This is a genomic window from Enterococcus sp. AZ171 (assembly GCF_051714005.1).
In the GTDB taxonomy this organism is placed as follows: Bacteria; Bacillota; Bacilli; order Lactobacillales; family Enterococcaceae; genus Enterococcus_B; species Enterococcus_B pernyi.
On sequence record NZ_JBIORA010000001.1, the window covers coordinates 2,441,031 to 2,465,157 of the forward strand.

Genomic DNA, 24,127 nt, shown 5'->3' on the forward strand with positions numbered 1-24,127 from the left:
TATTTTTACCAGATACCTCCACAAATTTTTATCGTTCTTTGTTCTGCTTATTTAATAGCTCGTGTTGTTGCTTTTCTTGATTGTGTCGACGAGATTTTTGTTTCATTTCTTCTAAAAACTCTTTTGTTAACTTTGGCTTAGGAGGAATAATTGGTTTATTAGCTCCTGCGACCTGGTCACAGAGCGATTCTTTCTGAAAATTAATATTTTCATACGTATGTTGTTGCAACAATTTATCGTGTGGTGTTTTTTTCGATGTTTCTTTCTTTTGCTCTTCAAATTCAAAGTTTTCCTTTGTTCTAGTATCATAAGTTCCTGCATCTGATACGTGATTATACGTGAATTCTTCTGTTACAAAATCATAGATTGACTCTGAACTGATTTCATCATAAATATAGTCTTCCTCTTTTTGAGGAATTTGATCACGGATCTGAGAATACTCTTTAAAAAAAACAACTGGTCGCTGGTGTTCCTTTTGTGGTAATAATTTAACCATTTCTTCTAACATTGCCCCATAATGTTTGGGTTGCAAAGGTTGCGGTTTTTTAGATGGTTGATTAGTCTTTTTAGATTTTTTACCCTTTATTAATTTTTCAAAATTCCGAATTATCCTTGCTACTTTCCCCATTTTTTTGCTCCTTTAAAAACAACTTATTTTTTATATTATCACTGAATATATAATACGTATTTTACAACGGCTGTTTTTTCTTTTTTTTGAAAATAATGAAAAAACAATTTAGTTTAAAAATAACTGGAATAATTTATAAGATACATTACTTAACGCTCTTTCCATTCCTTTTTAGTATATTTTTCTGATAATTCGTTCTCCACGCTTCTTTCATCTTTTACATTCGCTACTTCGTTCAACGTTCGTCTATCAGTGTCTTTTTCTTGATTAGCCGCTAAACTTGCCTGAATTGATGATTTTACAGCCTCCGCTTCTTCTAACGAACATAATTGCAAAAAAACTTGTTCAGCTTTTTTCGCATTACTTACATTGTTTCCTTTATGGTATGTTGAAAAATATGGAGATACTACTTTTGGGCTTAAAGAAACATCTAATTTAATCTGTTTTTCCTTTTTAAATAACTCGATTGTTGACATATCATACTTTGTTCTTAAGTCCTTTAATTCATTGATTTTCTGTCTCGCTGTATGAGGACGAGATTTTTGTACACAATATTCAGCTGTTAGTGTCTCAATTGCCTTGATTGCCTTTGAAGAATATCCTAGTTTTTGTATACGAGTTTTCATTATTTCTGCTAGTGAAACAAGTACCTCCTTTGCAGAGTGCCCGGGAATTTTTCTTAATTCTACCTCTTTCCCTTTTATCACATATTTATTCGTCGTTTGCCTATCTCCCAATACATGTTGCATAGCAGCACTAACAGATTTGATATAACAATTTTTCCCAAAATATTGTCCATCATATAATTGATTTCCCCAATAGGATAGCTCTGCTAATTCAAAAAGTTTTTTTTGAATCAACAACGACTCATTTTTCTCAGAAAATAAACTAAGTTGTAGATTTCTACCTAAAAATGTTGTTCCCAAGGCAAAAATATAAGTCAAGTGTGTTCTGATTTTTTGTGTATCCTGAAATTCTAAAACATAGGGAAGAGCTACTTTCAAATTTTTATCGAGTGATCCCGTGAATAGACCTTTTATTAGGCCACTGATACCTAAATCTGTCATTTCTTTTACGCTGATTTCTGGTACTGTGTTCAAAATTTTATCAGAATAATGCATGGCTTTATCTAATATGGTTACCGTGATCTTGCCCTCCTCTTTATAAATAATCAGAGAACTGCTATGTATACCATCTTTAGGTAACATTTGAATCACTGGTAAAACTAAAAATGAATCTTTATTATTTGCTTCCAAACTTTCTAATGCTTGTTCCAATAACAATGGTTTTCTAGCACAGTAGATACTATTCTTAATTGATTCTTTTAAAGAACTAATCTCTCTTTCCATAAAATGATCTGCATGAACTGTTAAAAAATCTAGATAGAGTGTCATATATTCTAAATTTAAATCTAATTGTGTTAAGTAATCCGAAATTGTTTGAGTACTATGCTGATAATTTGCATGTTGACATAACGCATTATATAAAAGTGAAGCATATTCCGGACTATTTACTAAATCTGCTCGCTCCTCCTCTACCTCTTTTCTCAATTTCTTTACTAATTCCCCATTGATCGGTACATGTTTTTCTACTAATTCTTTTATATAATCTTCTGATTGAATATATTTTTCATATTCTACTTGTGCTTGCCTCGACGCCTGTGCATAATACCTAAATTTAGTTGATAACGTAACCTCAATAAATTTTTTTTGTTCTTCTGGAGACAAATGGTTGATCATTTCATTTCTTTCCACTGTTGTTAATGTAAACATTAGTTTTTTTATTTCTAATTTATTAGCTGATTCTTGTTTCAATAGTTCTTTTAATAATTGAAATTTTTCTTCGGGCATTCCACTCACTCCTTTTTCATTATCATAGCTTTGAAAAAAAATGAATTTTTTATTTAGTCATTATTTTCATAATTTTGATTTTTATGTTTTAATAAAGTCTAAGTATAAAAAAGGAGCGTGTATGTAAGCTGATTATCGAAGAATTTATTGAAAAAGACATTATTCGCCGGGGGATGTTAGTGGAATATATTTTTGAATTAAGAACGATTAGTCTGTACGAAATAAGTGAGCGTTTACATGTTTCTGTCAATACTATAAAAACTGATATCCATAAATTAACGTTAGAATTAGAATCTTTTATTACTTATAACAAGCATGAAAATACACATATCACTATGCTTTTTTCAAAAGACACAACTGCTTATCAACTAGTCAAAGAGGTTTATAAACAATCTCATTTTCTTAGAGTCCTTGCTCGCTACCTACTGGGGGAAACAAATTATTTAACGATTGTTGAGGAAGATTTTGTTTCAACAACAAAAGCCTTTCATACAAAAAAAATGGTAGAAACTTTTCTTCTTGCTCAAAACTTTCAAAAAAAAGGACATCAATTTGAAGCAAACGAATTAACCTATCGAATGGTTTTCGTTGCAGTTTGGATGCGTACAGATTTTTTTAACAAAAAAATCAATCAACGATTACTTTTATTAGCTAATTCTTTTGTCAAAGAAATTTTTGAAACTTTTTCTTCTAATTACTATTTAAACAACCGTCAATATCAATTCTTGGTTTATCATACTTATCTTTGTTTATCAAGATCGGATGAACATCTCATTTTTACAAATGAGACGATTACACATGCTAGAATTGAATATCAACAACTTTCACTTATTGCCAAAAAAATTTTCAATAAACATGAGCTCTCTTCTAAAAATATAACATTTTTAACTGCTATTTGTTGTACGCTCCCAATTCGAGCAAAAAATTACTCAGTAATTGAATTAAATTATCAGAATGAACGTATGCAAATAATTGAACAAACGCAAGAAATAAAATACTTGATCACTCTATTAGAAGAAGAATTCCAGACAATTCTTTACCAGAATGAAAGCTTCGAAATCCCTTTAATCTATTTTATTTATTCACTATGGGAAAATGTTCAATTATATTACTTAGAAAGAAATTACTATTTATCCACTGAACAGTTTCATTACGTTTCACGAGTAGAAAAAGTGCTTTATCAATGGAAAGAAGCCACTAATAACTATAGTCTTTATTTTAATCCGTTATCTGTTATTAAATTCACATCAGAAATTTTACCTAGTCTGACAATAAAAAGAAAAGAAAAATATGTATGTATAATTATTGCAGAAACTGAATTATCTCATATTATTTATCGTCATACTTTAAAAAAGTGGTTGAACTCAGATTTTATCTTTATTGATGATACTCTCTATTATTCATTGAATGATATTCCTATTTATCGTGAAAAATGGCCTCATATTATTATTTGTGAACGAACTTTGAAAACAAGACATATGCAAACAGAGCCCAATTTCTTTTACATTTCAAGAAATACATTACTAGAAGATACGAAACACGTTATTGATTCTTTTTTTGAACTTAATTTGATTGATCCGTTAAGTTCCTTTAAAGAGAGTGAATAACTAACTGATTTGATTAGTTGATTCCTTTTTATTCATCTAGATTTATCGCAAAAAATAAACTAACAAGTAACTTAATTTTTCATTTCTTTATCAAAAAACACCATTTTTTTCAAAAAAAATAAAAAAATGGTGTTTTTTTTGTTTATCATTTATTTATATGCTAATAAAATAAATAGAAGGAGAAGATAATGAAAAGAAACAAATATCTGCTTTATAGCTGTTGTCTATGGACATTGCTTTCAATAACCACACCAACTTTTTCTGATGAAATCAATGTCTCTAATGATGAGTCTTTCCTAGCACATCAACAGTTGCAAGAAACAGCACAAGAGACTATTCCAACTGAACATACCGAGGATCCTGCTGCTGGTCCGATTACGATTGAAAATCCTTTAGTTACTGGAGAAAAGTTAATTCACCAAAGTTCATCTACCATGTATAATGAAGATGTTTCTTCAGCTACAACTAGGAATACTCAACAAAATTTTATCCAATCAATTGCGAATGATGCTCAACTATTAGCAAGTCAAAATAATCTCTATGCTTCAGTTATGATTGCGCAAGCGATTGTAGAAAGTGGCTGGGGGAAAAGTACGCTAGCCTCTTATCCAAATCATAACTTATTTGGTATCAAAGGTCATTATAATGGACAATCCGTTACACTCCCTACATTAGAATATTTGAATGGCAAATGGGTGACTGTTCAAGCGGCTTTCAGAAAATACCCTTCCTATAAAGAATCTTTAGAGGATAATGCGAAAATTTTAAGAACAACTTCTTTTCAACCTGGTGTCTATTATTATAGTGGAGCTTGGAAAAGCAATACAAAATCTTATAAAGAGGCAACTGCTTGGTTAACCGGACGTTATGCAACAGATCCAAATTATGGATCAAAATTAAACACCATTATCGAGACATATAATTTAACCAAATATGATAGTATTTCACCTACAGACTCCACAACGTATTCAGCGATGTACCGCTTGTACAATCGCAATACTGGTGAACATTTTTATACATTAAACGCTGCTGAAAAAAATCAATTATCCAAAATAGGGTGGCAATACGAAGGAATTGCTTGGTCTGCACCTAATCGTGGAACGGCAGTCTATCGTCTTTATAACCCGAATAATGGGGATCATCACTATACGTCAAATCAAGCAGAAATTAACTCACTTACTAAAATTGGATGGCGTTATGAAGGTTTAAGCTTTTATTCTGGTGGATCAAAGACGATTCTAAGGCTATTTAACCCAAATGCCAAAACAGGTACTCATCATTACACCGCTGACATCAACGAAAAAAACACTTTAGTAAAAAGAGGCTGGCGTTATGAAGGTATAGCTTTCCACGGAAATTGATCAAACAATAACAGACTCCTAAATAGGACCCATGTGCATATCAATGATTAAGTAGCCTCTTCGGCAAGTAGTGTTGGTGAGTTCAAATTGAAAGAATTTTATCGAGAATCAATTGAAGTAGAAATATGCTTTGATTGATTCTTTTTTATTTTTGATTGATCTAGGAAAACCCTGGATCAAGTAAGTAAATGCGGTCACGAAAATGGAGAACATTACGATAGTTATAAGTGAATCCTTTGATGCCCTTGATTTATTTATAGGATGTTTGGCAGGCATTTTTCGATTCGTTTTCTATATTTAAAACGTAGTTCGTAGCTATTCTTTATAGTGATGAAGCTGAAACTAACAGGTGTCATAAGGCAACTTCAACGTTGCTCATTCATCCATCTTGTTTTTTCAGTCATTGATTATTAATTTTCCCATGATTTTTCATTTCAAGTCGACAGAATTGAACAATTTTTATTGACTAAAGTATTTTTAGCTGAGAAAGTTTCCTCACCTTTTACATAGAAAGTGAGTTTTTTTAGCTTTAAGTTTGTTTTACGTGAATAGACTAGTAGTAATTAAATCTTGGTTTAGTGGGTACCCTAAATTACTTCTCTTTCGTTTTTAATCCCATATTTTTTAAAACAAGAAAGAGTGTAATCCCAACGTCTATAAATTATGTAGGAGATATACCTCCATCTTTTTTTCAAAAAGTTAATTTGTAAGGGAAATCCCATTTTTATCGGTCAAACGAGTACTTTTTTAGTAGGATAGTCCATGGAAATATCCTTTCTTGATGAGTTTATTTTAGACGACTTAATTTTACCAATTTGCTCTCTCTCTTTTTTAAAAAAAAATAGCGTTCGCAGAAAACAAAATTGTTTTCTACCAACACTAGATATTATAGAACTATTAAATATGGAGCCAGTCTTATTTACAATTCCAATATATTTACAAACAAGCAATTTCTTTCAAATCTGTTTTTCTAGCTAAAGCAAGTTTAGTGGCACCATCTATTATTTCAACGACAGCTGTTTTTTCTAAAATATTTACAATACGAACTTGATATACCTCTTTTTTCCCAATTATTTTACATTGGTATATTTTCCTTTTATCTAAACATACATCTTGCATTTATCATTCTCCTTAATATTTTCGTTAGATGTCTTTTTCTATTACAAAATTTTAGTCAATCTGAGTACTTTATATATTTTATTTTAACAGTTGATTGTTACCATTTTTTTCATAAAATGAAAAAAACAGCACTAAGCCTTATAAAAATTATGTTATTAACATAAAGACTATAGAAAAAGTAAGAAGAAGTGTTACAAAACACTTCTTCTTACTTTTTTATGGTTTTTTTTGGGTAAGCATATAGAATAACAATGGTTTTGTAGTATCATCAATAAGTTAGATAATATTACTCTTAAACTATATCTTTTTTTAACCTTTTTATTTTTTTTTTTTTTAAGAAACCGTTTTTCTGTAAAATTAAATGAAATATTATGAGGCAATAGTATGTTTAACTTCTAATGGTGACAACTTCATTTTATGTGTAATAAAAAAATACAGGAGGCAACTACGTTGAATATAGAAAACTATATAGAAAAAGATATCATTAGAAAAGTGAAAATTGCCGAATACATTTTTGAACACAAAGGCCTAGTTATTAGAGAACTCGCAAAAAAACTAGATGTTACCTTCAATACGGTAAAAAAAGATATCTCTATGCTGTCGGTACAATTAATGCCCTACTTAGATCAATACGAGCTTTCTGCTACAGAAGTCACAATGATTTTTACAAAACATACGACAAGATATGATTTAATTAAAGAAATTTACAGCGAATCAAAATTTTTAAAAGTTGTCGCTCGTTACCTTCTAGGTGACACAAACTATTTAAGTATTGTAGATGAAGAATTTGTATCTGTTACTAAAGCATTCAAAATCAAGAAAGAAGTTGAGAATTATTTAAAAGAAGAAACTATTTTAGATGATAATAATAAAATCAAGCCAAATGAGTTACTTTATCGTTTTATTTTTGTTTCAACCTGGCTTCGTACAGACTTTTTTTCTGAATATATCAATAGAGAATCTTTCACATATGCTCAAAAATTTGTTGATAAAATTTTTGACGTATTTGATGTGAACTACTCACCAAATGATCGAGAATATTCATTTTTTTTATACCATACCTATCTTTGTTTAGAACGATCTGATATGAATTTAGTTCTAAGCAATTATAGAGAATCAAGGATCAACAGTTCATATAATAAGTTATCCGAAATTTCTGAATTGATACTAGGTGACCGTCACTTATCGGATCAAAATCTTAAGCTACTTGCTATATTTTGTAGATTATTGATGCTAAAATCAAAAAATTTTTCCATTGTAAACATGAATTACCACCTAGATCGGCAAGCTATTATTGAAGAACAACCTGATATCCAGCAATTAATCAAAGCACTAGAAAAAGAATTTAATATTCCTTTAAGGAATAATATAATTTTTGAAATTCCATTTATCTACTTTATCTGTTCACTTTGGGAAAATACACAAAATTATTTTGTTGAACGAAACTATTTTTTAACAATGTATCAGGTTGGCATTGCTCAGAGACTGGAGAAAGTGTTAAAACAATGGAAAGAATTATACCTCCCGGATGAAAACATCCACTTTAACAAAACTTCGATTATTCGATTAGTTTCAGAAATACATTCAGCTTTATTAAGTAATCACATGCAAAAACATCTATGCATGATTGTTGCTGAAAATGAATTATCACATATTATCTATCGAGAGAGCTTAAAAAGATGGATCAATTCAGAATTTATCACAATTGATGACCAAATGTACTATTCAAGTGAGCACATTCCTGTTTATAAAAACGATTGGCCACATTTTATTATTTATGAACGTTCATTATTAACAAAGGAAGAGCCTAATATTACAGATAGTCACCTCTTTTATATTTCAAGAAATTCGTTGCTACAGGATATTAAATTAATTCGTGATTATCTTTATGAAAAAACTTTGTCTGTTCATCAAAAAAAATTGACATGATTTTTTCTCTAACATCTTTTCTAAAAAAGTTAGAGTCCATGAGTTAATTTATTGGATTCTAACTTTCTTTTTATTTCTTAAAGTCTAAAATAAGTTTTTCATTTATGACTCTCTTTTTTATAGAAAAATGATATCAATTTACATTTTTCTCTTGAAATTTACTTCATTTTTTTTTTTAAAAAAAAATATTGATATCTCTACAACAGAGGTTACACAACAAAAGGAATCAAAGATAATTTTCTAACAATCGCTATTTATTTACTGATTTATCAAGTATACGTGAATTCTTTTATCTCTATTTCTATATTGTTTCATTTGATTACTTATAAATGAAGCAATTCTTCCTTAATTATGTATTAAACTGAAAAATTGAGAAAATAGCTGGCTACAATTACATAAATATTATAGTTAAAATCTTGATGAAAAGCGCAATCTGTTACATATTACTTAAATTTTTTTATAATCATGGTATCAACATTCTACTATTTCTATCTATCAAGTAAATCTTTATAGAGAGGCCAACTTACTAAAACAAACTCGATAATCTCATTAAGCCTTTAAGAAAACGATACTTAAAAAACCTTTATTTGTTACCAGACCTTCTTTTTTTATGAAAATAAATTGTGCTGATATAAATCGTTTGATTGCATTCATTCAACTATTTTGTTCTTTTATTCGTATGATTTCATCATATAACTAAAGGTACTATTTTTTTAAGAAGATTTAGCCTAACATGAATAATCAAATAAACTAGAGTAAAACAATGAATACGTCCTTTTTAAGCTAGCTTCTACTTTGTACTATTCCTCTTTAATTTTATAGTTTTATTGTTACTTCACTTTTAAATTACATAAGCTAAAATTCCCCATATACCTTTATTTTTTTATATTTTAATTACATGTTAGTTTTTCTGTTTCTATAATAAGTATTGGGATATACAGTTTTTTTCTGTGAACACTATTATTTTTGAAAAAGAGAGAGAGCAAATTGGTAAAATTAAGTCGTCTAAAATAAACTCATCAAGAAAGGATATTTCCATGGACTATCCTACTAAAAAAGTACTCGTTTGTCCGATAAAAATGGGATTTCCCCTACAAATTAGCTTTTTGAAAAAAAGATGGAGGCATACCTCCTACATAATTTATAGACGTTGGGATTACACTCTTTCTTGTTTTAAAAAATATGGGATTAAAAACGAAAGAGAAGTAATTAAATAGGGTACCCACTAAACCAAGATTTAATTACTACTAATCTATTCACGTAAAACAAACTTAAAGCTAAAAAAACTCACTTTCTATGTAAAAGGTGAGGAAACTTTCTCAGCTAAAAATACTTTAGTCAATAAAAATTGTTCAATTCTGTCGACTTGAAATGAAAAATCATGGGAAAATTAATAATCAATGACTGAAAAAACAAGATGGATGAATGAGCAACGTTGAAGTTGCCTTATGACACCTGTTAGTTTCAACTTCATCACTATAAAGAACAGCTACGAACTACGTTTTAAATATAGAAAACAAATCGAAAAATGCCTGCCAAACATCTTATAAATAAATCAAGGGCATCAAAGGATTCACTTATAACTACCGTAATGTTCTCCATTTTCGTGACCGCATTTACTTACTTGATCCAGGGTTTTCCTAGATCAATCAAAAATAAAAAAGAATCAATCAAAGCATATTTCTACTTCAATTGATTCTCGATGAAATTCTTTCAATTTGAACTCACCAACACTACTTGCCGAAGAGCCTCAAAAATCTATATTTCTTTTATCAACTAAATCTAATAGATTAGCACTATGATTATCTAAAAGGTAGTACAGCTCGTGGATCAACTAATTTTGTTTTTAATAAAGAAGCATCTGTACACAATTCCAAATGTAAATGTGGTCCCGTACTATGACCTGTTGATCCAACAAAGCCAATCACACTTCCTTGACTCACCTTTTGCCCTACACTAACAATAAAGCTTTCTTGATGGGCATAAAGCATAGTTGTACCATCCTCATGTTGAATCACGACATAATTTCCCCACGAATAATGGGTATCTGCCACAACTACTTTCCCAGATTTGGCTGCTTTAATTGGTGTTCCTGTTGGTGCTGCTAAATCAATACCGCGATGGAATTCTGAACCACGTAAGCCAAATTCAGAACTTACAGTATAGGAATCTAATGGCATACGATATTTTGCATCACTAATCGTTACTTCTTTAGCTTCATCATATTGTGTCAAATCGTAAGTGTCGATCAAGTGATTTAATTTTTCACCATAATATATATCTGTAGCATATGTTCCAGTTAATGCTTTTGTAGCATCTCGGTAGCTTGCTGTTTTCGATTTCCAAGTACCTTGGTAAAATGTTGGATCACTAATCAAGCCATTTTTCATTAATTTCGCATAATCTTGGAAGCTTTCTTCGTAACCACTGTATTTTCTAAATTGTGCAAGGGTTGTCGATAATTGCCCGTAGCCATTGTCTTCTTGCGTAGCTAGATAGACGCTTTGATCTTTGTATGTTCCTTTGATTCCAAATAAATTATAATAAGGTGTTTGACTTAAAACACTGGAACCTGCTCCTGATTCTAAAATAGCTTGTGCTAGGATGACAGATGCGTACAAATCATTTTCTTGTCCTACTTTTCGCGCATCTTCGCCAATTTTTTGAATAAATAGTTCAACCGATTCACTTTTTGTTCCAGTCTGCTTACTCGTTTCTTGTCTTTGGCTATCATTAACATTTTCTGGATAAATTGGTTCAGTCGTGAATTGACTTAAATCTGGTTGACGGATTGTGGGTGGCGTTGGTATATTGAAGTTTGGTTTTGGAATACTTATGCCTTCAGAAGAACTGTTGGTTGCTCCGCCTTCTTCCGCCATATTGCCTTGCTCTTCTTGTGTATCTTCTATTGATTCTTCTGGTACATTAGTTGAATCGGTCCCATTTGTGTCGATGTTATCTGTACCTTCGGTTGTCTCTGTCGATTCAGTTGTTGATTCTTCCGTTATTTCTGTTTCTTCATTCGTTGTACTACTTGAATCGCTTGTATTTACGGTTGAATCAGTCATATTTTCTTCTACAAGAGAAGAATCAATCTCAGAATTATCCTGTTCAATTGCAAAAACTTTATTGATTGGTGTCGTTGGCGCAGTTAATAGTGTAGCCACACACAAAAATTTCGACATTTTTTTCATTTATAAAATTCCCCTTATCCTTATTTTATTCGTCTGAATCTTGTATATTATTTCCCTTTGGTTCCACTTTTTCTAATGCATCAAATTCTTCTTCAAGAAGCTCTTCAAATTGATCGACATCCAGTTCTTCATGTAACCGTGCCAGCTGTTCCTCAGACAAACCCTGTAAATGATTTAGGTCAAAATCTTCTTTTTCCATAGATTCTAATGATATTGTTTTAGGTTTTTCATCCCTCGAATACCAATAATCTTTATTAACATCTCCTAGACGTTTATAGTTTTTATGTTTTTCAATATTGTATTTTTTGGATAGAAATGGATGAACTCCCCTAATTTTTAAAATACATTCTTGTCCTTTTAAGCTAGCCACTTCATCCGGCTCCATTAAATTACGTCCTAATTTTTGAAAGCTTTCATTGTAAGAACCATTAACTCCTTTAGTCACACTAATATTTCGTTGTTCAATTGTTTCTTTTCCCAACAATTTAGAAATATATTCATGGGTACTTTGTTCCATTCCCCCTAGATATAAGAATGTATCACTGGTACCAATGATTGTTTCCCAGGTGTCTTTATACAATGTTTTTAATTGACTAATATTTTGCAAAATAACATTGGTTGAAATTTCTCGACTCCGAATAACAGAAATAACTTTTTCAAAATCAGGAATTTGCCCTATATTCGCAAACTCATCTAGAATACATCGAACATGGACTGGTAGTCTTCCTTTATAATAATTATCAGCTCGATGTACAAGCATATCGAATAATTGTTGGTACATCATACTTGCTAAGAAGTTGAAACTTGTATCAGTATCAGAGAGCAAAATATAAAGAATCGTCTTTTTATCTCCTATCGTATCTAACTCTAAGGTATCTTTTGAAACTAATTCTTTGATACTTGGAATATCAAAAGGTGCTAAACGTACCCCTAAGCTGACAAGAATGGATTTTGTCGTTTTATCTCCAGATAATTTAAATATTTTGTATTGCAGTACTGCAAAGTTTTGTGGATCTTTTTCTTCTAATTCTTGGAATAAAATGTCCAACGGACTAACGTAACCTGGTACATCTTCTGGGATATCTGCTAAACGAACTAACTCAACTACACTTGATAATGTTTGATCTTCTTCTACGACTTCTTGTAAAAGGTAACTAAAAATAGCCATTAATAACGCTGTCTCTGCCTTTTCCCAGAAATCATCGCCACCTTTTTTATTTGGGTTGGTCGTATTTTTAATCAGGTTATTCACAATTTTTAAAATATCATCTTCATTTCTTATATAGTTGAACGGATTATAATAGTTACAGTTTTTTCTAGAAATCAAATCGAAAATTTTGATTTCATAGCCTTCTTCTTCGAAAAGTTTCCCTGTTTCGCTTAACAATAATCCTTTTGAGTCGCTGACTACATAAGAAGAATGCATCTGCATCAAATTCGGTTTTACAAAGAAACGCGTTTTACCACTTCCGGCTCCTCCTACCACGATCACATTTTTATTACGATTAAAGTTATCTGCTTTGGTAATTTTCATACGTCCAGATAATGACAAACGTTCAGTTTCCGTCAATAAGATATTAAAGAATTTTTTCTTATCGATAAACGGTGCGATATCTTTACTCGTTCCCCATCTCGCACTACCATACTCTTCATTTGTACGTGTATTTTTCTTATTATACTTATGGTATAGTACAACCATTACGTAAAGTAACGCTCCCATAAGCCCTGCGATATATGAGGAACCAATTATCTCAAAATAGAATTGTAAAGACGAAATTTCACGTGTCAGTAAATCAAATGTATTTAATAAGTTACCAATAGTATCTGGATTAATTGCTTTATTCATTTCAAATAATAAATAGAATCGATTGAAAATATAAGCGATTAAACTAATAGCAAGGAGATGAAAGATTAAGCCAATTGGTAGTTTATTTTTCATACATATTCTCCTGTTTTTTTATCATAAAAATTGCTATTGATAGGAACCCCTTCTCCTATCAATAGCGAATTTTTTCTATTTATTTTTCACTTTACTTTTTTTTAGATAGAACATGCTTATTCCAAGTAGCACAGCTCCCATCACCGTAATCCAAATAGATTCTTTTTCTCCAGTCTTTGGTAATGTAGACGCACTTGATGCACTACTGATTTTAGCTAAACTGCTACTTGTTGATGTTGTACTTGGTTTTGACGGTTCAGAAGGCGTATAAATAACTGGCGTTTTCGCTTGTGAACTCGTTGTACTTGTTGAAGTTGATGGGTCAGTACTGCTTACACTAGAACTTGATGATGTTGTACTTGTATCGATTGAGCTTGAGCTTGAACTTGAGCTTGGACTTGAACTTGAACTTGAGCTTGAGCTTGAGCTTGAACTTGAGCTTGAGCTTGAACTTGAGCTTGAGCTTGAACTTGAGCTTGAGCTTGAACTTGAGCTTGAACTTGAGCTTGAACTTGAGCTTGAACTTGAACTAGTTGAATCAGTTGTATCAGCTTTCACTGCAACATTTACAGTACCTAAGTCTAATGTTGCTTTTGTTTTACTATCCGCTAGATTTATTTCCTTAACCTCTAATGGAATGTTGTATTGACTACTATTTTTTGAATCTACTACTTGTGTCCCCATATTAATCCCAGTAGCAGTGTAGTTTAATGGAATATTCTTAATATCTATATCTTTTTTCAACACAATTTTTGTAGTTACAGAAATTTTATGATCTGTTTTGTTTACCGCAGAGGATACTTCTAAATCAGCTATTGTATTATCTGTAGTCGTAACAGCTAGTCCAGTAACTTCAAATTTCCCATTATAATCTGGGCCATCTCCATAATAAATCTTATCGTATCCAGGAACACCTGTACCTGGTCCCGTAGCTGTTTGTCCATTTCCAGCTAAACGTTCTATCCATTCACCACGAGCTGCACTTACTGAACTCCATGTTGGTACATCAAAACTAAAAGTATATTCAGTTCCAGACTTATTAGATGTCATTGTATGGCTTTGTTTTTTTAACTCTTCTTTAAAAATACCATCTACATAAGATTTTTTACCTTCATCAATTAATTTTTGGCCTAAATTTTCACCATTATAATCACCTAAATAAATCGCAAAACTATTTTCTGGATAGGATACCAGTGCTGTACCACATATTGCTAAACTTGCAAGAACACCTAATAACTTTTTATGTTTCATTTCCTTTCTCCCTTCTTAAAGACCGACCACTTTATTTTCTTTATCTGTTTTTTCTTTTTTCTTCTTTTCTTTTTGCGGATCTATACTTTTAACATTTTGAACATTTGCTTTGTCAATCCCTTTATTAGTAATTTCACTTAACTTTGCTTTTTTCTCTTTCACTGATCCAGCTTTTTCTAAATTGATGGACATATTTCCTAATTCAGCAAAAGCTTTTTTCAAATTAGGATCATGACGGCGGTTATCATAAAAAATATTACCCATTGTTTTTTGATTATCTTCTCGACTGTTGGTCTTTTGTTGTTGGTATCTCTTGTCAAAAAACTTTTCAAGACGAACAATTCCGAATTTTTCAAACAGTTGTACCGTGATACTGATCGCCGCTCCTGTTAATGCGACCCCACCTAGAGCCATTAATCCTGAAATCGTCGATGCTGTTAGAATCGGTCCTAATACTGCTGGTACTAAGAACAAGCCGATTCCACCGAGTAATGCTGTTACCCCTAAAATAATGGCAATTGTTTTCCAATTTCGGCGGAAGAATTTCCGCACTTTGTTTTGGTTGTGTTGGTTTCTCTCCATTTCTTTTTGTTTGACATATGAACGCGCATCTAAACCTAATTTTTTCGCTCTTCTTACCAAAAGTCGTTTACGAACAAAGCGAATAATTTTTGGTAAGTAATAACTTAGACAAATAGCTGTAAAGGTTGCAATTACCGCTGGCATAACTACAGGTATCAACTGGAACGGTAAAGCAACTGTCATCCAAGTCATACATAACGGCCAAGCAGCAATAGGCCATAGATTCAACAAATAACGTAACCAGCGAATTCCGCGTGAAGCACGTTTGTTACGATTTTTGTGCCAGAAGTAACGTCCTAAACCACGTTTTTTCTTCTTATCATTTGGTTGATTTTCCTCATCTCGGACAATTGCAGCTGGCTCGGTGTTCACACCGACATTTCTATTTTTTCCTTTTCTTGGATTATTGCCATTGTCTTTTGTTGTCTTTTCTTTTGGTCGTTCATTCTCTAACCGTATATTTTTTGGGGGAACCGGCGGAGCTGGTCGTTTGTTTCGACGTTTATTATTTTCTTTGTTATTTTCTTTTCCATTTTTCTCAGGATCTGTTTGCTCACCAACGTCTGTTTGCGATTCTGTTACTTGATCTAGCTGACGATTTTTTTGTCCTTTATGTTTATTTTTATTCTTTTTGGTATTTATTTTTTCTTGGTCAGTTTGTGTTCCATCTTCCACAAGTGTCGTTTTTGGCGGTACTGGTGGTACCGGACCTTTATTTCGATCCTCTTTGTTTCCTCGTTCTTCTTGGTCTTCGCCTACATTTTGGCCTTGATCTTTACCTTTGTTTTCTTGGCCTTTTGGTGGTTTTGGCGGTACTGGTGGCACCGGACCTTTGTTTCGATCCTCTTTGTTTCCTCGTTCTTCTTGGTCTCCGCCTACATTTTGGCCTTGATCTTTACCTTTGTTTTCTTGGCCTTTTGGTGGTTTTGGCGGTACTGGTGGCACCGGACCTTTGTTTCGATCCTCTTTGTTTCCTCGTTCTTCTTGGTCTCCGCCTACATTTTGGCCTTGATCTTTACCTTTGTTTTCTTGGCCTTTTGGTGGTTTTGGCGGTACTGGTGGCACCGGACCTTTGTTTCGATCCTCTTTGTTTCCTCGTTCTTCTTGGTCTTCGCCTACATTTTGGCCTTGATCTTTACCTCTGTTTTCTTGGCCCTTTGGTGGTTTTGGCGGTACTGGTGGCACCGGACCTTTGTTTCGATCCTCTTTGTTTCCTCGTTCTTCTTGGTCTTCGCCTACATTTTGGCCTTGATCTTTACCTTTGTTTTCTTGGCCTTTTGGTGGTTTTGGCGGTACTGGTGGCACCGGACCTTTGTTTCGATCCTCTTTGTTTCCTCGTTCTTCTTGGTCTTCGCCTACATTTTGGCCTTGATCTTTACCTTTGTTTTCTTGGCCCTTTGGTGGTTTTGGCGGTACTGGTGGCACCGGACCTTTGTTTCGATCCTCTTTGTTTCCTCGTTCTTCTTGGTCTCCGTCTACATTTTGATTCTCAAGTTTTTTTTCTTTATTTTTACCTTTTTCATGTTTCTTTCGTTGAACATCTTGCACTAAAAATTCTAATGTACTAGCAAATTGTGGTCCTTGTGTTTGTTCAAATGCTTGATCTTCTTGACGATAAACAACAATTTCTGATTTTACTACTTGATGTTCTTTTTTTAGATTTTCTAGTCTATCTGTTAATTTCTTGGCCGTTTCTATAAGTTCATCAATCGGTTCATCTTCTCTAGGATCAATCACAGTTGCCCATTCTAAATTACCTTTACTTTCTTGTAAGATAGCTTTTTGTTCTAATCCATTTTTATTTTGAAGATCACGTAGAACTTTGCTGATTTCAGCCTTTTCTGATAGTAAAATCGTATCATTTCCTTCGATATCACGAAGTTTTTGTTTAATCAATTCTGCTCGTTTAGCAAGTACACTAATTTTCGCTGCAGCAAGCAATTCATTAGAGTAACTAACGTCTTTTGCATTAACTGTTAATTCCTCATTTAACTTCCCAATTCGTACAAGGACTGCTTGCTTCACTGATCCTTGTGAAACTTGACTCTCACGAAATAGTTCATTATTTTCTGTAGTAATTTCTTCCGTTGCAATCGTATTTGCTTGTGTATTTGATTCCGCTTGTTGTAATTCATTTTCTATTTCTTGTTCAGATAAGTGTTCAACAGGAAATTCTATTTTTTTACCTTTTAATTGGTCTAAACTTCGAGTCAATTCAACTTTCTCTTTTTGTAATTCTTTGATTTCTTTACTCAAGCGTTTGGCTTCTTGCTGTATAGCAGGCTCTCTATTTGTTCCTTTAGCTTCCAGTAATTGAAGATTATTTCTTTGTCTACTGCTGACCAAAACAGCCAATTTTAACTCTGTTCGGTATAATTTTGCTTCTATCAAATCTTGATTTGATTTTATTTCTGTTTCTTTAGCCTTAGTCAACTTGATTTGTAGACTGGCACGATAACGAATATTTTCTTGCTCAGTTTTTTCTTGGCGATTAATGGGAATCTTGATTTCCGAACGATGAGTTTGCGTCGTTGGTTCAATTACTTCAGCACGTTCTTGCTGTTTTAGTAATTCACCTGTATCTTGTTGGATCTCTACTTTAAAACCAAGCTCCTTTGTTTGAGCTAATAATGCTTTAATCTTCGCTCTGGTTTCATCAAATGTAGTTAATTCTTTTTCCTGTTCATTTTTTTTCAATTCAGAAATTTGTTCTAATGCTTCTAGTCGCTTATAGGATTCCACTTGCTCAGATAAAACAACCTCAATTTTAGCTGCTTTCTCACGAATTAAAGACGCTCGTTTTCCAGTTGGTCGTTGTACTTCACTCTGATAATCTTTTAACAGTGTTTCAAGAACTGAAGTGCCTTCTTGTACTTTTTTAACTTCATGTTTTCGCTGTTTTCTTAAGTTATCACGAATTTTATTGAACTCAATCTCTGCTTTTCTTTCTTTGTCTTGAAAATTACGATGTTTTCTAGCTTCAGCTAAATTGATTTTGTACTGAGCATATATTTCTCTCCCATAATTTTCCGTAAATTGTTGAATATCCCATGATTCATAGATATTTTTTTGCTGAAATAGCTCTAAACGAGTAATTTCATCTTGTACTCGGATCATTCCTTCATTTGATCGCTTGACGATTTCCTGATATTTCTGCTCCTCTTGATTACCAAGTGCAAGCATGCCAAGAGCTGCTTCTTTTTCTAAACGATAAACAGTCTCCTGCGTTTTAAGAATATCCATCGTCATCTTAAAAATAACTGTAGCTTGTGTCTGCAATTTATCCCTATAAGAACTAACCGAAAATTCTTTTTCTGCTGTATCGTATACAAAACGTTCAGCATCAGGAATAGTAACAGTTGCGTGCTGCGTTCCATAAAATTCTTCAATTGATCGAAGCATATTTTTCACTCCTTTAACTCTAATGATTCTTACCATTGTTAATCAAATCTTTTTATTAATATAATTTACTGTGAAAATGTTCCCAGAAATTATCAGTTGGAATTCTGGAGATCTTTAAAAAATCAGCGTTCAGTTGTTCCATATCTAAACTATTTTCAGCCAATACCAAATCATATTGATTCAAATAGGTGTAATCAATCAATGTATCTTCACCTTTATAAATATCTAATTTTTTTAGAAATGGATATCGTTGCTTGATTAATTTTTTATAGAGTTTTTCTACTCCTTTATTACTATTAAAAAATATCGCAATACTTTTTTCTTTAAGTGAAGGTTCGACAATATCAATTAGTTCTTCAGTATCCATATACATCTCAATGAAAATTTCTTTCATTCTGGCAGAAGAAAATGGAATAATCGAAGATAAACCACTTTTTATAAATTCTTTTTCAAATTGATCAATCAACCATGGCGAGCGTTTTACAATTTGGTAATAAAAAATTTCATGATAATCGATCATAAATGAATTTCGATTGGAGGAAAGCAACACTATACGATACAACGCACTCTTTTTCTCTGGTGTTAGTAAATATGACAGGTCAATTCTTTCAAAATACTGATGGAAAAATTGGATTGTCAGACGATATAGTTGCTTTTCTTCCTGATTTAATTCTTGATAATCGACAATATTGTGACTGATATAGCTGGCATTCACATTTAGCAAATCCTGAATGTTGAATTTGTCGATCTCGAATCCATATTCCTGTTTTAATACGTCACACAGCCGGGGATTACCACGCATGACATTGTAGATTTGATTGACGACATCATCTCCTATCGGTCGAATATTTTTTGATTTTAAATTATAATGATTCTTTCCAATTCGAATGATACCAATTAGCAAAAAGAAAACTAGCTTCAAATAAAGATACAACTGCTCATTTTGATTCCCACTATTGGAAAACAATCGATTGCATTGGAATAATGCATCATAAATTAACGTATATTGAGGTAAGCTTGTTTGATCATAGATTTCTAAATACATTTGACAAAAGAATTCTCGAATCTGTTTCTCATCTCCTTGAATAGAAAGAGATGGCATACTTTCGATTTCTATCTTTAAATTTTTTTCTTTAAAAAAAAGATTTGTTCGACTGATCATTCTACGAATACTTGTTTCACTAACGAAAATTTCTTTACTTAATTCCTTGATAGTTAATTCACGTTCAAAAATCATTTTTAAGGCTTGAACGGTTGTTGAAGCGTTGAGAATCTTTGAAAATAAATCACTCAAGCTCATATCCGAAGGTAAATTAAGTATTATCTTTTTATTTTCTAGTTCGCGTAATTCTGCTGGAGAATATTTTTCATTGAAATCATCAATATCTCCTAAAATTGTTTTATCAATTACATGTAGCTGATCAGCAATAAGATTGATATCATTGATATCTTTATTCACTAGTAAGACAATATTAATCTGTCTTTCTGTCTGTTTTTCTAAAAAATTAATGATGCTAATCACATCCCTATCAGATACACAATCTTCAATTTTTGATAAATATCATTCAACCGATCGATCATTTTTCTTTTTCTTCTCTCTTTTTCTCATTTTGTTGTTTCTCTGTCTGATTTTGTCGTTGACTTTTCGCTTCGGCTTCAACTCGCAAATCTTTCAAAAAGCGTTTATCTTGATGCTGTTGTCTTTTAAAGACAGCTTTCTTTAATTCTTCTTCAAAAATAGCATTTCGTCCACTCAATAAAGATGATGGTGTGGGACCTTCCACCACTTCATCCACTAAACCTTTCGCACTTCTTTCCTGTCGACGTTGTTGTACTGCTTTTTTCAGTTCAGCTTCAAAGTTACTATTTCTTGCACTCGAGCTTGATTGTAGTACAGGCGTCGGGCCTTCCACCACTTTATCCACTAAACCTTTCGCACTTCTTTCCTGTCGACGTTGTTGTACTGCTTTTTTCAGTTCAGCTTCAAAGTTACTATTTCTTGCACTCGAGCTTGATTGTAGTACAGGCGTCGGGCCTTCCACCACTTTATCCACTAAACCTTTCGCACTTCTTTCCTGTCGACGTTGTTGTACTGCTTTTTTCAGTTCAGCTTCAAAGTTACTATTTCTTGCACTCGAGCTTGATTGTAGTACAGGCGTCGGGCCTTCCACCACTTTATCCACTAAACCTTTCGCACTTCTTTCCTGTCGACGTTGTTGTACTGCTTTTTTCAGTTCAGCTTCAAAGTTACTATTTCTTGCACTCGAGCTTGATTGTAGTACAGGCGTCGGACCTTCCACCACTTTATCTACTAAACCTTTCGCACTTCTTTCCTGTCGACGTTGTTGTACTGCTTTTTTCAGTTCAGCTTCAAAGTTACTATTTCTTGCACTCGAGCTTGATTGTAGTACAGGCGTCGGGCCTTCCACCACTTTATCCACTAAACCTTTCGCACTTCTTTCCTGTCGACGTTGCTGTATCGCTTTTTTTAGCTCCTCCTCAAACGATTGATCATTTTTAAATGGGGCTTGTGGTGGAGGTGAACTTTGCATCTCCACTGTAGTTTGTTGTTCCTCTTCCCCTTCTTCTATGATGGTCGTTGGGCCAAAAGTCACATGATTTTCACTCTTAGAAGAACCGCTTTTCTTTAAAATACCTTTTGTTTCTAAATCAGACAGATCCTTTGGAGTGACTATCTTACTTTCTTTTGGGATTAACTCCACGATACTCACCCCTTTTATTGTTTTTTATCCTGAGTTATTTCCTGAGTTTCCTCCAAAAATTTAATTCACATTTTGTTGCTCTTCTAATTGTTTGTGGTATTCTTCTAATTGTTTTTGATATGCTTCAAGTTGCCGTTGATACTCTTCTAGTTTTTGTTGTTCGGCTAGTTGTCGTTGGTATTCTTCTTGTGCTTTTAGTTGTGCCTCTTGTTGTTTTCTTGCGGCTTCTTCTGCTGCTTGTTGTGCTTGTTGTGCTTGTTGTGCTTCTTGCTCTTTTTTCGCTTCTTCTTCCGCTTTTTGTTGCGCTTCTTGCTGTTTCTTCGCTTCTTCTTCCGCTTTTTGTTGCGCTTCTTGCTGTTTCTTTGCTTCTACTTCTTTAGCAACTTCTGCTTGGACTACTTTAATTTTTTCGATTTTTTCAGAAAAAGCTTGTTTTTGTTCATTATTTTTGACTTGTTCAAGTGATTGTTCAATTTCTGATAGTTTTGAAAAATCAGCTGTTTTATCAATATTGCCTTCTGAATCATAAAACTTATTCAAGTTTGATTGAATTTGTGTAGCTAATTTAATTTGAGAAGTAGCATTTTCTAAAATCTGATCAACACTTTCTTTCCATTTATCAGCCAGTTTTAATTCAGCCACTTGGTTATTAATTTTTTCGATTTTACTTAAAATGATTGTCGATTTAACCGGTAATGAAGCATCAACTTCCTCCCCGTTAATTGCTAATTCATTTCCTACAAATAATTTATTGATAATATCTTGAAGATTCTTCTTATTCCTGATTTGTTGGATTTTTAATGCAATTTCTTCGACATTTTCTTGCATGCTTTCAAGATCTTTTTCCGAAACCTCTTTAGTTTCTTCTTTTTTATTTAGCATTTCTTTGATGCCGTCTATTGTTGTCGTTAACGTATCTACATCATTATCATTTACGTTTTCTGCTAAATATCCTTGTTCATTCATTAGTTGTTCAAGTTTCTTTTTAATTAATGTAATCTCAGCACTCTGACTCTTTAATAGAGTAGCTTCTTTATAATTCGTAGAATCAGTAGTACTAGTATCTACCGTGTTTTTCTCATAAAAGAATGTACCTAATAAAACGATTAGAATAACGGCTGCTAAGACTGGCATCAAAATCTTGAAACGCTTCATGTTTTTTAACATATGACTGTCTTTAATAGTTATCCCTCCAAACTTTCATTCTGTTAGCTACGTGTTCGATCGAATGAGACAGTTCTATCCAGATTCTGATTCGCTTTATTGGCTTTTTCAACAGCTTTTGAAACTACTTTTTGTAATGATTGTTTTTGTTTATGTGCTCTGCTTTGAAACTTTTCCTTTTTCAATGAAATAGAATCGCTGGAAGCTCTTCGAGTGTCTTTTGTAATAGAACTTTTATTCGCTCCTGTCAGATCTATGCTTCTATTTCTTTTGAGAATAAAACTTTTTATTTTCTTTCCTAAATTCACTAATGTTGAAAAGAGCTTTCGTAACATACCCATTGATTGTTTAGGCATTTTCTCCATTCCATTTTCAAGTTGTCGAATTTCTGGGTCTTTTTCTGGACTAATATTCAATTACCTCACTCCTTAATTTGCTGTTTCTTCAGTAATAGTGACTTTATTGCCATTCTCATCCGTTGTTATAGTTGTTTCCAAAGGAGCATCTTCTTTTGTCGTCCCATCTTGAGTTAGTTGCACCTCTGATTTCAATTTTTCATAAGAAGGCACCCATAAAAAGGTTCCTGTATTTCCAGCTAGCTCATAAGTTGAATCTCCTTCCGAAACTGTAAACGTCACTTCATCAACTTCACCAGTTTCAGAAGTTCTAGAAATCTTGTAAGTTGATTTTTCTTCCTCTACTTCTTGTGAAATAATTCGATACTCAAAAGTATAAGACTCCTTTTTACCATCAGATTCTTCTTTTGTCTGAACATATTTATCTTGATAGAAAGTAATGTTAAACTTAGTATTTCCCGTTTTAGATTCCCAGCTATTTTGATAAAGGATATCTGACCATTTTTGATTGACAAGATTACTTAGGTCATCATCAATTTCTTCTTGTTGATTCTCTGATTCCTTCAGTAAATCTTCATTTGGATATAGATAAATTTCTTCGTTATCTTCATTTAGGAACATAATAGTTTGACCTGATTTTGTTTGCAGCTTAAATTTTTTGCTTCCTTGCCTCTCATCTTTCAATACCATCGTATCGCCGTTTAAAGAATAGGTTCCTTTACTTAACCAGACAGATGCCGTATAGCTACCATCGGATTTCAACTCTACAATCATGTTGTCTGACCGATTAGAATACCAGGTCCCTTGATAAACCACTGCATTTTTTTTTGCATATTCACTTGAACTTGTGACATCTTTTATACTTTTCTGGATTTTACTATCCTGTGTGGCAAGCTCCTTCGATGTACCATCTGAAAAAGAAAACAGAATAAGGACACCCACCGCAAAAAAGAAAGCTAATACGATTAAGATAGTAAGTCGTTTCCCTTCTTTGGTTTCCAATAAATTCTTTAACACATGAT

15 protein-coding genes are annotated in these 24,127 nt (G+C 32.6%); 3 read left to right on the plus strand and 12 right to left on the minus strand.

What is annotated here, in order from left to right:
- Nucleotides 1-28: 28 nt before the first annotated feature.
- Both IGJ49_RS11840 and IGJ49_RS11845 read right to left on the minus strand, forming a co-directional pair.
- Nucleotides 29-628 carry a hypothetical protein gene (locus IGJ49_RS11840; protein ID WP_438723587.1) on the minus strand — a complete coding sequence of 200 codons (600 nt, stop codon included), beginning with the start codon at nucleotides 626-628 and terminating at the stop codon, nucleotides 29-31.
- Nucleotides 629-777: 149 nt separating this feature from the next.
- A complete protein-coding gene (locus tag IGJ49_RS11845; RefSeq protein WP_438723589.1) occupies nucleotides 778-2,478 on the minus strand; it encodes a hypothetical protein in 1,701 nt (566 codons plus the stop codon).
- A gap of 161 nt (nucleotides 2,479-2,639) precedes the next feature.
- Here IGJ49_RS11845 and IGJ49_RS11850 point away from each other — a divergent pair, with 161 nt between their 5' ends.
- Together IGJ49_RS11850 and IGJ49_RS11855 are read left to right on the plus strand one after the other, a co-directional pair.
- Entirely contained in the window at nucleotides 2,640-4,085 is a 1,446-nt protein-coding gene (locus IGJ49_RS11850) for a helix-turn-helix domain-containing protein (protein ID WP_438724015.1), read from the plus strand.
- Nucleotides 4,086-4,273: 188 nt separating this feature from the next.
- The gene (locus tag IGJ49_RS11855; protein WP_438723591.1) at nucleotides 4,274-5,446 is read left to right on the plus strand and encodes a glycoside hydrolase family 73 protein; all 1,173 of its coding nucleotides are present in this window, start codon (nucleotides 4,274-4,276) and stop codon (nucleotides 5,444-5,446) included.
- 936 nt (nucleotides 5,447-6,382) lie between these two features.
- Here IGJ49_RS11855 and IGJ49_RS11860 read toward each other — a convergent pair.
- Nucleotides 6,383-6,565, minus strand: a complete 183-nt coding sequence (locus tag IGJ49_RS11860) for a hypothetical protein (protein WP_438723593.1) — start codon at nucleotides 6,563-6,565, stop codon at nucleotides 6,383-6,385.
- A 450-nt stretch (nucleotides 6,566-7,015) separates the two neighbouring features.
- On the opposite strand from IGJ49_RS11860, the gene IGJ49_RS11865 reads away from it, so the two are divergent.
- Entirely contained in the window at nucleotides 7,016-8,494 is a 1,479-nt protein-coding gene (locus IGJ49_RS11865; RefSeq protein WP_438723595.1) for a helix-turn-helix domain-containing protein, read from the plus strand.
- A 1,802-nt stretch (nucleotides 8,495-10,296) separates the two neighbouring features.
- Here the strand turns inward: IGJ49_RS11865 and IGJ49_RS11870 are convergent.
- From IGJ49_RS11870 to IGJ49_RS11910, 9 genes are all read right to left on the minus strand, one after another.
- On the minus strand, nucleotides 10,297-11,688 hold the full coding sequence (locus IGJ49_RS11870) for a peptidoglycan DD-metalloendopeptidase family protein (RefSeq protein ID WP_438723597.1): 1,392 nt from the start codon (nucleotides 11,686-11,688) through the stop codon (nucleotides 10,297-10,299).
- A gap of 25 nt (nucleotides 11,689-11,713) precedes the next feature.
- Nucleotides 11,714-13,627: a VirD4-like conjugal transfer protein, CD1115 family gene (locus IGJ49_RS11875; protein WP_438723599.1), complete on the minus strand. Its 1,914-nt coding sequence runs from the start codon at nucleotides 13,625-13,627 to the stop codon at nucleotides 11,714-11,716.
- A 75-nt stretch (nucleotides 13,628-13,702) separates the two neighbouring features.
- Complete coding sequence (locus IGJ49_RS11880; protein WP_438723601.1) at nucleotides 13,703-14,878, minus strand: LPXTG cell wall anchor domain-containing protein; 1,176 nt, start codon at nucleotides 14,876-14,878, stop codon at nucleotides 13,703-13,705.
- A 15-nt stretch (nucleotides 14,879-14,893) separates the two neighbouring features.
- Nucleotides 14,894-18,862 carry a hypothetical protein gene (locus IGJ49_RS11885; protein ID WP_438723603.1) on the minus strand — a complete coding sequence of 1,323 codons (3,969 nt, stop codon included), beginning with the start codon at nucleotides 18,860-18,862 and terminating at the stop codon, nucleotides 14,894-14,896.
- A 55-nt stretch (nucleotides 18,863-18,917) separates the two neighbouring features.
- Entirely contained in the window at nucleotides 18,918-20,384 is a 1,467-nt protein-coding gene (locus tag IGJ49_RS11890) for a helix-turn-helix domain-containing protein (protein WP_438723605.1), read from the minus strand.
- 55 nt (nucleotides 20,385-20,439) lie between these two features.
- The gene (locus IGJ49_RS11895) at nucleotides 20,440-21,585 is read right to left on the minus strand and encodes a hypothetical protein (RefSeq protein ID WP_438723607.1); all 1,146 of its coding nucleotides are present in this window, start codon (nucleotides 21,583-21,585) and stop codon (nucleotides 20,440-20,442) included.
- A 60-nt stretch (nucleotides 21,586-21,645) separates the two neighbouring features.
- Nucleotides 21,646-22,752, minus strand: a complete 1,107-nt coding sequence (locus IGJ49_RS11900) for a hypothetical protein (RefSeq protein ID WP_438723608.1) — start codon at nucleotides 22,750-22,752, stop codon at nucleotides 21,646-21,648.
- Between the two features lie 41 nt (nucleotides 22,753-22,793).
- Nucleotides 22,794-23,165, minus strand: coding sequence for a hypothetical protein (locus IGJ49_RS11905; protein WP_438723609.1), 372 nt, complete (start codon nucleotides 23,163-23,165; stop codon nucleotides 22,794-22,796).
- Between the two features lie 12 nt (nucleotides 23,166-23,177).
- Nucleotides 23,178-24,107, minus strand: a complete 930-nt coding sequence (locus tag IGJ49_RS11910; protein ID WP_438723610.1) for a hypothetical protein — start codon at nucleotides 24,105-24,107, stop codon at nucleotides 23,178-23,180.
- Nucleotides 24,108-24,127: the final 20 nt, after the last annotated feature.